10 protein-coding genes are annotated in these 12840 nt (G+C 48.9%); 7 read left to right on the forward strand and 3 right to left on the reverse strand.

Annotated features, from left to right (window positions below; all coding sequences use genetic code 11):
* Positions 1 to 274: 274 nt before the first annotated feature.
* Complete coding sequence (gene yihA / locus V7P87_RS06745) at positions 275 to 907, reverse strand: ribosome biogenesis GTP-binding protein YihA/YsxC (RefSeq protein ID WP_296297492.1); 633 nt, start codon at positions 905 to 907, stop codon at positions 275 to 277.
* 181 nt (positions 908 to 1088) lie between these two features.
* Between yihA and V7P87_RS06750 the strand changes: the two genes are divergently transcribed.
* The 3 genes from V7P87_RS06750 to V7P87_RS06760 all read left to right on the forward strand — a co-directional run bounded on the left by V7P87_RS06750 (position 1089) and on the right by V7P87_RS06760 (position 3499).
* Positions 1089 to 1730, forward strand: a complete 642-nt coding sequence (locus tag V7P87_RS06750; RefSeq protein ID WP_333796753.1) for a c-type cytochrome — start codon at positions 1089 to 1091, stop codon at positions 1728 to 1730.
* A 737-nt stretch (positions 1731 to 2467) separates the two neighbouring features.
* On the forward strand, positions 2468 to 3019 hold the full coding sequence (yihI, locus tag V7P87_RS06755; protein ID WP_296297489.1) for a Der GTPase-activating protein YihI: 552 nt from the start codon (positions 2468 to 2470) through the stop codon (positions 3017 to 3019).
* Between the two features lie 15 nt (positions 3020 to 3034).
* Positions 3035 to 3499, forward strand: a complete 465-nt coding sequence (locus V7P87_RS06760) for a DUF2489 domain-containing protein (RefSeq protein WP_333796754.1) — start codon at positions 3035 to 3037, stop codon at positions 3497 to 3499.
* Positions 3500 to 3590: 91 nt separating this feature from the next.
* Here V7P87_RS06760 and V7P87_RS06765 read toward each other — a convergent pair whose 3' ends face one another.
* Positions 3591 to 4871 (reverse strand): metal-dependent hydrolase family protein, encoded by a 1281-nt coding sequence (locus V7P87_RS06765; protein ID WP_296297485.1) that lies wholly within the window; start codon positions 4869 to 4871, stop codon positions 3591 to 3593.
* Positions 4872 to 5006: 135 nt separating this feature from the next.
* On the opposite strand from V7P87_RS06765, the gene hemN reads away from it, so the two are divergent.
* Positions 5007 to 6365 (forward strand): oxygen-independent coproporphyrinogen III oxidase, encoded by a 1359-nt coding sequence (gene hemN, locus V7P87_RS06770; RefSeq protein ID WP_333796755.1) that lies wholly within the window; start codon positions 5007 to 5009, stop codon positions 6363 to 6365.
* A gap of 29 nt (positions 6366 to 6394) precedes the next feature.
* Here the strand turns inward: hemN and V7P87_RS06775 are convergent, their stop codons facing one another.
* Positions 6395 to 6943: a DUF1285 domain-containing protein gene (locus V7P87_RS06775; RefSeq protein WP_333796756.1), complete on the reverse strand. Its 549-nt coding sequence runs from the start codon at positions 6941 to 6943 to the stop codon at positions 6395 to 6397.
* 160 nt (positions 6944 to 7103) lie between these two features.
* On the opposite strand from V7P87_RS06775, the gene V7P87_RS06780 reads away from it, so the two are divergent.
* The 3 genes from V7P87_RS06780 (at position 7104) to V7P87_RS06790 (ending at position 12812) form a co-directional block, all read left to right on the forward strand.
* Complete coding sequence (locus tag V7P87_RS06780) at positions 7104 to 7931, forward strand: mechanosensitive ion channel family protein (protein WP_333796757.1); 828 nt, start codon at positions 7104 to 7106, stop codon at positions 7929 to 7931.
* Positions 7928 to 8668 carry a DUF481 domain-containing protein gene (locus tag V7P87_RS06785; RefSeq protein WP_333796758.1) on the forward strand — a complete coding sequence of 247 codons (741 nt, stop codon included), beginning with the start codon at positions 7928 to 7930 and terminating at the stop codon, positions 8666 to 8668. Before V7P87_RS06780 ends, V7P87_RS06785 begins: the two co-directional genes overlap by 4 nt.
* Before the next feature lie 181 nt (positions 8669 to 8849).
* Positions 8850 to 12812, forward strand: a complete 3963-nt coding sequence (locus V7P87_RS06790) for a PAS domain S-box protein (RefSeq protein WP_333796759.1) — start codon at positions 8850 to 8852, stop codon at positions 12810 to 12812.
* Positions 12813 to 12840: the final 28 nt, after the last annotated feature.

The raw sequence follows: 12840 nt of genomic DNA on the forward strand, positions 1-12840 counted from the left end.
CTTAATTAGATTTTTTAGAGCAAATACTTTAAATAAACAAAAAGCTATGTATAATGGCAGCGTCTTCTCTGAAGACACCCTGTTGATTTGAAATTATTGATAGCTTCTCCCCGTTTGCTATACCGGCCTCTCTCTGAGACGCCGGTTTTTCTTTTTTAACGGGATAACATCTGGTTTTAAGCAGTGCAGTGAATAAAGCGGATTTTGCGGACTGTCATGGGATAGCTGCTAAATAAGGCGATCTTGTATAACGATCGCCAATTGCGCTACAGAATTATTCAGCCGAAAGCTGGCTTTCATCATCGCGACTGTACCAGTCGTCAAGCACCTGTTCTAACTCAGTTAAACCTTGTTTACTGAGCGAGCTGAACGTATGCACAGTGATATCCCCCATAAAAGCCAATGAAGCTTCACGTACTTCCAATAAGGTTTTTTTCCGCGGACCTGGGCTTAGTTTGTCTGCTTTGGTCAAAAGTAATAACACCGACAAATCACTTTCTACCGCCCAGTGGATCAGTTGTTGATCTAAATCTTTTAACGGATGACGAATATCCATTAATACCACCAGGCCTTTCAGACTCTGACGTTTCATCAGATATTCACCCAGCGATTTTTGCCATTTTTCTTTCACCGTCAGCGGCACTTTGGCAAAACCATAACCCGGTAAATCGATCAGGCGTTTATTGTCGGCCAGGCGGAAAGTATTGATCAGCTGAGTGCGCCCCGGTGTTTTACTGGTACGGGCTAAATTGTTTTGCCGGGTTAAGGTATTCAAAGCGCTGGATTTACCTGCATTTGACCGGCCAGCAAATGCAACTTCAATGCCGGTATCTGGCGGCAGAGCGGTAATATCTGGGGCGCTGGTTAAAAAACTGGTCTGCTGATAATTAAATTTTGCTTTGTACACAACTTACTCCGACATCAAATTTGGCTATAGTGTAGCGGATCTGATTGATCTGAAGAAGCATTAGCCGCATGAATGGGATTTTATCTGGCTTAGATTCGTGTAAAATAGACATAATTATTAGGGTTATTATTTTTTATTCCTGCTTTTTGAGCAGGTTCACGCTGAACAGAGACGGATAAACATGAAAAAATTCGCACTTCCAGTCATGCTTTTTTTAGGGTTGGCCGGTCAGGCTGTTGCTGCAGAAACAACAGCTCCGGTTGGTAATGCAGAAGCAGGTAAAGCTAAATCTGCCACTTGTGCCGCCTGTCATGGTCCAGACGGTAACAGCCCTACTGATATGTATCCAAAAATCGCCGGTCAACATGCTGGTTATCTGTATAAACAATTAAAAGAATTCAAACTTGGCATGAGCAGCGGTGGTAAAGAAGGCCGTAATAACGCCGTAATGGCCGGTATGGTTGCCGCTCTGTCAGAGCAGGATATGCTGGACCTGGCTGCTTTTTATGCCAGTCAGACAATGAAATCTGGCACAACACCGGAAGACGTGGTTGAAGCAGGTCAGAAATTATTCCGTGCCGGGGATATGAATCGTGGTATCGCCGCCTGTATCGCTTGTCACGGCCCTCGTGGTGTAGGTCACAGCCTGGCAAACTTCCCGAAAATTTCTTTCCAGCATGCTGCATATATTAAAACTCAGCTGGAAGCCTTCCGTGCCGGCACTCGCGCCAATGACATGAATGGTATGATGCGCGATGTTGCGAAAAAACTGACCGACGAAGACATTGAAATCATCTCTAAATACCTCGGCGGTTTACATTAATCCGTTCGTTTTTCTGAAAAAGCCGGTGCCTGTCGCCGGCTTTTTTATTGGGTGAGTCAGGACTTACAGCTATAGTCTCTTTGTCATTTGTGAGATATGTCTCACATCTACTGTGAGATAAAAACCCAAAAAGACTTCCAAATATCGCAAACTCATCTGATTAATTATGCTAACTATCTGATTTAATTTGACTGCTGAAAATAGTTCACTTTTTTTATGATTTTTTTTTGATCACAGTATTGCCATTCCGTCAGATCGGAGTAAATTAAACCCCGTTACAGATTGTAACAACTCAACAAAATGGACAATGTGCACGGATAGCAATAGTGCTAGCTACATTAAAAAAGCATCATGACTGATGCAGCGTTTTTAACGCGATCCATGGAAGAATTAAAAAGTATTAGGACGATCGCGAATAATTATTTAAATAGGGAAATGACCTAACAATATAGGGAAACTGTCCAGACAGGGTGTCTCACGTAAGTCAGGACGATATGCAAAAATTCAGCACCTTTGAGTGCAACACTTTGACGGCAGTAGGCAACCCTTACTGCCGTTTTGTTTTATGGCGTCTTTCATCTTGTTTTTCAGCATGGGCGCCTGGCAATCCATAACATCAGCCAAAACCTGCACCTCAAACACAGCCAATAACGCCAGATCTGGCATCAACGCTAAAATACATAGGCAGCACCGGCAAAACTGGTTAAAATACGCGCCCTTTTCTACAGGTAGACATTATGACTCGCAAAAAAAAATCACGGACCTCAGGCCAGATAGGTATCAGGCATAAACCGGCTGCAGAAGCCCGCCAGGAACGTGACCGTCCGGTAGAAACCAAGAAAAAAGGTGCAGGCTTAAAATCCGGTAGCCGTAACGCTTTAGTGCAGGCTGATAAAACCGAAAGCAGCGGCAGCAAAAACAAAGATCCACGCATCGGCAGTAAAAAGCCTATTCCATTGGTTGTGACTGTTGCCGAGCAAAAATTGCTGGCACCTGCCACCCAACCCAAAGCTGTACTGGCAAAAGCTAAACCAGTGGAAATTGCCCCTGAAGTTGAGCTGGCGCAAATTGAGCAGGATGAACGCTTGGCGGAATTATTAGAGCGCACCGAGCAGGGTGAGATTCTGACCGGCAAAGACGCCAAATACTTTAACGCCAAAACCGCCCGCCATGCTGAGCTGCTGACGTTGTTAGGTTTAGATCTGGACGAAGATGAAGACGACGAAGATTTAGATCCACTGGCCAAACTGGAACAGACTGATTGGCGTAAAGACTTACTCGGAGAGTAACAACAGGTGAATGTGATGTGGATGACGTTGTTTGTTGTCGGTTTGTTGATTATCGCGGGTCTGGCTTTTTATCTTGGCAAGTTGCTGTTTCAGTTAAAAGCACAACAGCAAAAACAACAGCAGGCGTTGCAGGCGCATCAGCAAAAACTGGCGGAAAGGCAGCAATATTTGCTCGACAGTATCACTTTGATTGGCAAAGCCACGCTGGAACAACAATGTGAACCGTCAGAAGCGGCACTGCGCATCTGGGTATTGCTGGAAAATATGCAGCCAGAACTGGCGCAGGCTTGTCGCTGGCCGGCGCTGTTTGAGATGTATGATTTGATCAAAGACATGCCAACCCATGATGCCCGCAAGGCACTGGAGAAAAAGGAATTACGCCGGCAGGATCATCTGCGTCAGCAAAAAGAAATTGAACTCAAATCCGCCATTGAAAAAGATATTGAGGGTTTATTGGCCTTATTGCAGCAGCGGCATTAACAACAACGCCGCTTTGCAATTGTCACCTCAGGCCAAGGCTGTTCATGGCAGGAAATTACAGTGTGTAAAGCACACTGCAATTTTGAGCGAGTTAGTTTTTGTAAACCACACCAGCTTTCATCACAAAGTTCACTTTGCCCATCAACTGAATATCGGCCAGTGGGTCACCAGGCACTGCAATAATATCGGCGATTTTCCCTACCTTCAGGCTGCCCATATTTTGCTCAACCCCCAATAAACGGGCACCTTCAATAGTGGCACTTTGGATGGCAGCCAGCGCCGGCATACCGGCTTCTGTCATAAATACAAATTCCTGCCAGTTATCACCATGCATGCCGACACCGGCATCAGTGCCAAACGCAATTTTCACCCCGGCTTTATAAGCTCTGGCAAAAGTTTGCTGAATTAAAGGTCCGATAGCCGCAGCTTTTAACCGCACCATCTCAGGAAAAAATCCCGGCACCTTGGCTTTTTCGGCCACATATTTGCCTGCGCTGATGGTCGGCACAAAATAGGTGCCGTATTGTTTCATCAGCTTCATGGTGTTGTCGTCCATAAAGGTGCCGTGTTCAATTGAATGAACACCGGCTTTAATGGCCCGCTCCATGCCTTCTTTTCCATGAGCATGCACGGCCACGGTAAAACCATAATCCTTGGCGGTATCGACAATAGCTTTGAGCTCATCGTCTTTAAACTGGGCATTCATGCCACTTTTGGCCACGCTGAGCACGCCACCTGTTGCTGTGATTTTAATTAAATCGGCGCCTTCTTTATAACGCTGCCGCACTGCTTTACGCGCATCATCGACGCCGTTAATCACACCATCGGCCGGTGTCGGGTCGCCCATACGCTGGTAAGCCACACCATTGGTTGGATCGGCATGGCCGCCTGTGGTTGCAATAGATTTACCAGCGGTAAAAATACGCGGCCCTTTGACATAACCGGCGTCAATGGCTTTACGCAGCGCAGTGCTGATATGGTGACTGTCTCCAAGTTCCCGCACCGTAGTAAAGCCTGACATCAGGGTTTTTTCGGCATAAGTGGCACCACGCAGCGCCACATCAGCCTCATTCATGGTAAAGCCTTCGCTGTAGGCTGTCGGGCTGCTTTGGTAAGAAAAGTGTGTGTGCATATCCATCAGACCCGGCATCACAGTGTGATTTTTCAGATCAATCAGCACATCACCGCTGGCCGGGCTGCGAAATCCGGCTTCAATGCCACTGATTTTGTCGCCTTCAACCACCAGCGTCTGGTTTTTTAACACCTGTGAGCCTTCAGCGGTAATAACAGTGCCGGCATGAATAAGGGTGGCCGCCTGCGCCAGAGCCGGCATCAGCAGCGCACTGCATATTAAACTGTATGTTGTTTTCATCGATGTTCCCGGATTAATGCCAGCGTGCTGCACTGGCTTATTGTTTTCAGCAATCTGTGCTGTTGTTGTGTTGGATCAAAACCTACTACATCACAGCAGCTATGATGTCGCCAGCACCACAGAAGCGAATGCGATATGAACACGATGATTTGGGACGAAGCTCTGGTACAAAAATACAACGTGAAAGGGCCACGTTATACCTCTTACCCAACAGCCTTGTTGTTGCGCAGTGGCTATAGCAGCCAGAAAGCCTTACAAGCGCTGCGTCAGAGTGGTCCGGCGCTGAGTTTATATCTGCATTTACCGTTTTGCCGGCAGCTTTGTTATTACTGTGGCTGTAACAAAGTGATTAGCCGCGACCAGAGTAAAGCCGACCGTTATCTGCAATATTTACAACAGGAAATGGCGTTTTATCAACAGGCCACTCAACATCAGCAGGTGACACAGCTGCATCTGGGCGGCGGCACTCCGACATTTCTGGATGAATCCCAGCTGCGCTTGATGATGCAGAACCTCCGTCAGTATTTTCACTTTAGCCCAGACGCTGTGCTCAGTATTGAAATTGACCCACGCAGCTGCGATTTAAAAAAGCTGGCCCTGTTGCGCGAACTGGGATTTAGCCGGGTGAGTTTTGGTGTGCAGGACTTTGACGCCAAAGTGCAGCAAAGTATTCACCGCGAGCAAAGTTTCGAGCTGGTGCAGGAACTGGTGCTTGGCGCCAAAATTCTTGGTTATCAGTCGATCAACCTAGATTTAGTCTACGGCCTGCCTTATCAGCATACCGACAGTTTTGCTGACACGCTTGAACAAGTGATTAGGCTGAATCCGGACCGCATTTCACTGTTCAGTTATGCCCATTTACCTGACCGGTTTGCCGCCCAGCGTAAAATTCCAACTGAAGCTTTACCTGATGGCCACGAGAAACTGGCGTTATTGGCGTTATCGGTGGACACATTACAACAGGCCGGTTATCTGGCGATTGGCATGGACCACTTTGCCAAAGCAGACGACAGCCTGGCGATAGCACAGCAACAAGGCGTGTTACAACGTAATTTCCAGGGTTACACCACAGACAATGCCGATGCCTTGCTGGGACTTGGGGTGTCGGCTATCAGTCAGGTAGGTACTGAAATCTGGCAACACCAAAAAGATTTAAATCAGTATTACCGCGATCTTGATGATAAAGGGAACAGCATAGACAAAGGCATGAGCCTGAGCCGGGACGACCTGATCCGCGCCGATTTGATTGCCAGTCTGATGTGTAATTTCCGCCTCGATACCGCTGCTTTTGCCAACAGCTGGCAGCTGGATTTTCAGCAGTATTTTGCCAGCAGCCTGCAACAACTGGCTGAATGTGAAAAAGATCAATTGCTGCGCTGGCAAGAAGATGTGCTCACCGTCACCGAACTGGGCCGGCCCTGGGTCAGGGTGATTGCCGCTTGTTTTGATGCTTATCTGCTCAGTGGCGCCGAACGTTATTCCAAAGTGATTTAACTGCAGCGCCGTTGGTGACTTCTTCCTTGTTAATCTGCAGCTATGCCAAGGCTACAGCGATACTCGCCACTTGTCAGCACTAACTGCGGCTGACCATTGAGTTCAGCCAGCTCTGCCTGTTCCGCCAGCTGGTAAAACACAGCCCGGCTGAATTTGGCGCTCAGGCCCCGGCCAAGCTGCAAATAAGGCAATAACAGCCCTGAACCCGGTTCGGGCTGCAGCAACACCGGAAATTCAGCACTCACCAGATACTGATAATCCAGATTGTCGGTCAGTTGCAGCAACTGTTGTTGTTCCAGCTGTTGCCAGCACCAATCAATAATCACAAAAGGCGCATCCGCCACCTGAATCCGTACTTCTTCCACTGGTGTTGTCAGCACATAATCGCCGTTTTTCCGTTGCAGTACAGAGGCAAATAACTTCACCAGCTCCATCCGGCCAATCGGACTTTGCTGATAATGCCACTGTCCGTCGCGGTTGATCTGGATTGGCATATCCCCACAAAAGGGTGGATGCCATTGTTCCAGCGGTGCCTGCCGGCCGCTTTTCAGCTGTTGTTGTAATCTGGCCAGGTCCACAAAAATTACTCCATTCAGAGGGCTTCACCTGAGGTTCATAAGACAAAGCTAGACTGCCGTTCGGGCAAAAACACCAGAACGGGTTATGATATTTGAGTTTAGATCAATGGCATAGCTGCGGCTGTGTTGTCTTTATGCATTATTCAGAAGGAGTGTTCCGTTGTTGGACCAAATGATGAGTTATCTCAGCAAAAACCAGGACTTTTTGCTAAATTCCGCCGTTAATTTATTGATTGCTCTCGTTATTTTTTATATAGGCCGCTGGTTAGCGCTGGGTGCCGCCCGGTTGGTGAGTAAAGCTTTGTTATTACGTAAAGTGGACCGTGCTGTGGTGTCTTTTTTATCCAGCATCGTTTATGCCGGCGCTCTGATTGCCGTGGCGTTAATCGCTTTGTCGCATTTAGGTATTCAAACCACCTCTTTTATTGCCATTTTAGGTGCCGCTGGTTTAGCTATTGCACTGGCGCTGCAGGGATCCTTGTCTAACTTTGCTTCGGGTGTACTGATCATTATTTTCCGGCCTTTTAAAGCCGGTGACATGGTGGACGTGGCTGGCATCAGCGGCGTGGTAGAGCGCATCGATATTTTCCAGACCATTTTTAAAACCGGCGACAATAAAAAAATTATTGTGCCCAACTCCCAGATCACAGGCGGGCCTATCATCAATTATTCAGCAGAACCACGCCGTCGGATCGACTTGGTGATTGGTATCAGCTACGACTCAGACCTGCGCCGGGCCAAACAAATTCTGCACGATATTTTAAGCAATGACCCCAGGGTACTAAAAGACCCGGCCCCTGTGATTGCTGTCAGCGCCTTGGCCGACTCAGCAGTACAGCTGGTGGTGCGCCCCTGGGTGCAGGCAGCGGATTACTGGCCTGTGTACTGGAACATTCTGGAAAAAGTAAAACTGGATTTTGACCAACAGGGGATTGAAATCCCCTTCCCGCAGATGAGTTTACATATGAAAAAAGAGGTTAAGGAATGACAATCCGCATCACATCCGCACTGACCCTTATGCTGTTTGGCGCTCTGGCACAGGCCGCAGAAACACCCAAAGTCTGGACCACTCAGGCTGAACTGGGCGCTATTATGACGTCGGGTAATACCAAAGGCACCTCAGTCACAGGTAAAATTGACAGCAAACAGGAACTGACACACTGGAGCAATGAATATAGTCTGGGCGGTTATTTTAAAGAAGACGAAATTACCGACGCCGACGGCAATACCAGTACGGAAAAATCTGCAGAACGTTTTTTTGTGTCGGCCAAAGGTGGTTATAAACTGGACGATGATTTTGCCAAGTTATACATCCTGGGCTCTTACACCGATGACTCTTTTGGTGCTTATCAAAAATACAGCCTGGTTTCTGTGGGTTATGGTGATCGTTTATATCAGGATGACAATAAAACCCTGGATGCGGAAATTGGTCCGGGTTATTTCTCTGGCCGCACCGCCGACGATGTCACTGAAAACGGACTGATACTACGTACAGCCGCCAGTTTTAACTGGGCATTTTCTAACACAGCCTCATTTAAACAAACGCTCAGTGTGGAATACGGCGAAGAAAACACCAGAACAGTCGCTGAATCCTCCATCAGTGCCAGTCTGATTGGCAAAATGCAGATGAAAGCGGCTTTTTTAGTGCAAAACGACACTGAGGTGCCACTGGGCAAGAAAAAAACCGACACCCAAACTTCCTTAACTTTTGTCTACGCTTTTTGACTTTGTATCGGGAATGGCGACTGCCATTCCCGATTTTATTGGTCATTCCAATAGCTTGAACTACGCTTAACCAGAAAATAACACCAATTTTGTTTCCACAGTTGCGGTTGCAAACCAAGCCTTTTTGTCGGAGCCCGCCAGGCAAGGTTGCACCACAGCAAGCGAACAAGGCATCAGGACGATGTGGCATCAAAGCGCAGATCCAACTCAGCAACAACAATATGTCTACCCGCAACTGGCCGTGGTGGTATTTGTGCTGTTGGCTGTCTGCTGGCTAACCGAACTGGACTTGTGGTTGCTATCCGGCATGATGACAGCACAACAAGCCAGTCAACTGCATCAGGTAAATGGCTGGTTATTATTTTTACTCTGCATCGGACTGTTATTGTGGCTGCTGCGCCTGCAGCAGTATCAAAGTCACAGGGCTGCGCTGGCCAGTCAGCATTTTCACAGCACCTTTGGCCAGGCTGCGGTTGGCATGGCCCATGTGTCGTTAACCGGTCACTTTATCACGCTCAATCAACGGTTTGCCGATATGCTGCAATACCCCATAACCGAGTTGACCGGTCGCAGTTTCCATGACATTACCCATCCAGAAGATTTAGCGGCTGATCTGACGCTGCTGGCTGCGCTCACCCGTGGTGCTATCGAACATTACGACATGGAAAAACGCTATCGCCGCGCCGATGGTGCGTTTTTCTGGGCTAATTTATCGGTGTCGATGCACAGAGCCGAAGAAGCTGAGCAGAGTTATTATGTGGCCGTGGTTGAAGATATAGACGCCAAAAAACAGGCGGTGCTGGCGCTGGAATCCAGCATGGCACAGGTGCAGCTGCTATTGGATGCCACAGGCGACGCTATTATTGGCCTGACCCAAAGCGGTGACATCACTTTTGTGAATCATGCTGCCTTAACCCAACTGGGTTACCAACAACCACAACAATTACTTGGTCTGCCGATGCTGACCATTGTTGCCAAACAAAAATCAGCACTGTCGGTATGGCGCGACATTGCCGCCACACTGCAAAAACCCAAACCCCAGAACGGGGAGGCCGACTTATTACTGAATACCAGCGGCGAAGTGATCCCCTGTGCTTACCGCGCTATCCCAGTGCCACCATCCCATGATGGCACTGTGCTGGTGCTGTGTTTTCAAAACATCCGCGAAAAACGTAAACAACTGTCCAAACAACAGGCGCAGAGCCATTTGTTACACCGTTTGCTGGACAATATTCCGCTAACGCAGCTGCTGACCGAACTGGTGAATTTTGTGGAACAGCAGCAACCCAGCCTGCGCTGCTCTATTTTGCTGGCCGACTTACAACGCCAATGTCTGAGAGTGGCCGCAGGCCCCAGCCTGCCAGCAGACTACAACGCTAAAGTGGATGGACTGCCGATCCGTTATGGCAATGGCAGCTGCGGCACTGCAGCGGCCACAGGCCAGCCGGTGATAGTGACAGATGTTTATCAGGATATGTTGTGGCAACAATTTCACGAACTGATTGCCCCTTATCCCTGGTTACGGGCTTGTTGGTCCACGCCCTTTTTTAACAGCCAGAAAACCTTACTCGGCACCTTTGCCATTTATCTGGCCGAAACCAGAGCACCAAACCCAGAAGAGATTGATTTAATTCAGTTTACCGTTAGCCTGGCGGCATTTTTGGTGGAGCGCAGCGATGCCAAAGCCATGCTGGATTTATTATCCAAAGCGGTCGAACAAAGCCCGGTTGCTGTGGTGATTTGTGATCCCGACGGCACCATCAGTTATCTGAATCAACAAGTGGAACCCGTGACCGGCATTGCAGAAGCCCAGCTGCTGGGCGCAGCACTGCCCAGCCTGTATCCGCCTGAGTTACGCCCGGATATCCTCAATGCCATGGCACAACTTAAAACCACCGAAGAGCCGGTGCGCGGCCAGTGTCAGTTGCAAAGACCCGACGACAGCAGTTACTGGCAAGCTTATTCGCTGCGCCGCATTCTTGATAGCCAGCAGCAACTGAGCCACTTTTTGCTGGAAATTGAAGATATCAGCCGGCAAAAACAAGCAGAACAACAGTGGCAGGACAGTGAACTGCGTTTTCGCACCTTACTGGACAACACTCCGGAAATTGCAGTGCAGGGTTATGAAGCCGATGGCACCACTTTTTACTGGAACAAAGCAAGCGAACGTATTTATGGTTACAGCAAAGAAGAGGCTATTGGTCAGAATCTGCTGCAACTGATTATTCCGGCAGCAATGCAGCATGATGTGCGCTGCGCCGTGGCTCAGATGGCCGAAACCGGCGAACCTATTCCCTCGGCTGAACTGTTGTTAAAACATAAAGACGGCCATCTGGTGCCGGTGTATTCCGGCCATGCCGTTGTCAAACTTCACGACAAAGCGGCGCAGATTTTTTGTATGGATCTGGATTTAACTGAACGTAAACAACAGGATGAAAAACTCAGACTGTCAGCCGCCGTGTTTAACAGCAGCAGGGAAGGCATACTGATCACCGACACGCAAAAACGTATTATTTCCGTCAACCCGGCGCTGCAACAGTTATTTGGCTACAGCGAAAGCGAACTGATTGGCCAGACTCCGGCTATTTTCCGCTCCGGCCGCCATCCGGCCGAATTTTATCAGCAGCTGTGGCAGATGCTGCAGGAGCAAAATTACTGGCAAGGCGAAATTCTGAATAAACGCAAAGATGGTGAGTTGTTGCAGCTGCAGCTCAGTATCAGTGCTGTGTTTGATGAGCAGCAACACATCAGCCATTATGCCGCCATCTTTACCGATCTGTCGCAAATCCGGGCCACCGAAGCTGAAATGGAGTTTTTGTCGGATCATGACGAGCTGACCCATTTACCCAACCGGCATTTATTTTTGCAGCTGCTGGAACAAAGTTTAACTCTGGCCCGCACTGCACAGCACAAAGGCGCTGTGTTAATTCTCGATCTGGACCACTTTAAACATGTGAACGACAGTTATGGCCATCAGCTTGGTGACCAACTGCTGCAACAGGTGGCTCGCCGGCTGAAAAAACAAAGCAGAACCGGTGATTTACTGGCACGCCTCGGTGGGGACGAATTTGCCATACTGCTGCCGCAACTGGCCAAGCCGGAAGACGCCGCAGCCTTGGCTGCTCAGCTGATTCAGACATTCACTCAACCCTTTGTACTGGATGGTCAGTTTGAGGTCACGCTGGGCGCCAGCATTGGCATTTGTCTGTTCCCGGAACATGCCGACAATACCGCAGCACTGATGCAGGGTGCCGACTCGGCACTTTATAAAGCCAAAGCAGCAGGGCGTAGCACCTTTACTTTTTATGCGGATGCTTTTACCCAGGCGGCGCGCGACAGGCTGACGATGGAGTCAAACCTGCGTAAAGCCATCCGGCAGGGTCATCTGCAAGTGTATTATCAGCCGCAGCTCGACATTTGTTCCGGCCGAATTATTGGTGCTGAAGCACTGGTACGTTGGTTTGACCCGCAACAAGGCATGATATCCCCGGCGCGTTTTATTCCGGTCGCTGAAAGTTGTGGTTTGATCAACGACATCGGCAGTTTTGTACTGCAACAAAGTTGTGCCCAGGGGCAGCGCTGGCGTGAGCTGGGCTGGTGTGATCTGACACTGGCAGTCAATGTGTCGCCCAGTCAGTTTAAACGTTTTGATATGAAAGCCCTGGTACGCGAAACCCTGGCCAGCACAGGTTTTCCGGCGGCAGCACTGGAGCTGGAACTGACCGAAAGTGCGCTGATGGAAAACGAAGAAGCGGTGATAGACACCTTGAATCAGCTGCGCGGTTTGGGGATCCGGCTGGCCATTGACGACTTTGGCACCGGCTATTCGTCGCTGGCCTATTTAAAACGTTTCCCGTTGGATGTGCTGAAAATCGACAAAAAATTTATTGATGATATTCCCACCAGCAAAGACGATATGGCCATTGCCACCGCCATTATCGGCATTGCCCACACCTTGGGATTTAAAGTGCTGGCCGAAGGGGTGGAAACCACCACCCAGCTCGAGTTTTTGCGCCAGCAACACTGTGACCATTATCAGGGTTATCTGTGCAGCCCACCGCTCTGTGCGGAAAAGTTCGAACAATTGCTGCGCCAGCAACAACCTGCCACCAGTGCGCTGTTAACGCCGGATCTAACGAGCTGACACCGAGCTGCTGACGCAACAGCCATAC

The sequence above is a fragment of the Rheinheimera sp. genome (assembly GCF_036782235.1).
GTDB lineage: Bacteria > Pseudomonadota > Gammaproteobacteria > Enterobacterales > Alteromonadaceae > Pararheinheimera.

Excerpts from the sequence above, each read along its gene's own strand:
- V7P87_RS06750 (WP_333796753.1), top strand. The coding sequence starts at position 1,089 with ATGAAAAAATTCGCACTTCCAGTCATGCTTTTTTTAGGGTTGGCCGGT.
- yihI (WP_296297489.1), top strand. The coding sequence starts at position 2,468 with ATGACTCGCAAAAAAAAATCACGGACCTCAGGCCAGATAGGTATCAGG.
- V7P87_RS06760 (WP_333796754.1), top strand. The coding sequence starts at position 3,035 with ATGTGGATGACGTTGTTTGTTGTCGGTTTGTTGATTATCGCGGGTCTG.
- V7P87_RS06765 (WP_296297485.1), bottom strand. The coding sequence starts at position 4,871 with ATGAAAACAACATACAGTTTAATATGCAGTGCGCTGCTGATGCCGGCT.
- hemN (WP_333796755.1), top strand. The coding sequence starts at position 5,007 with ATGAACACGATGATTTGGGACGAAGCTCTGGTACAAAAATACAACGTG.
- V7P87_RS06785 (WP_333796758.1), top strand. The coding sequence starts at position 7,928 with ATGACAATCCGCATCACATCCGCACTGACCCTTATGCTGTTTGGCGCT.
- V7P87_RS06790 (WP_333796759.1), top strand. The coding sequence starts at position 8,850 with ATGTGGCATCAAAGCGCAGATCCAACTCAGCAACAACAATATGTCTAC.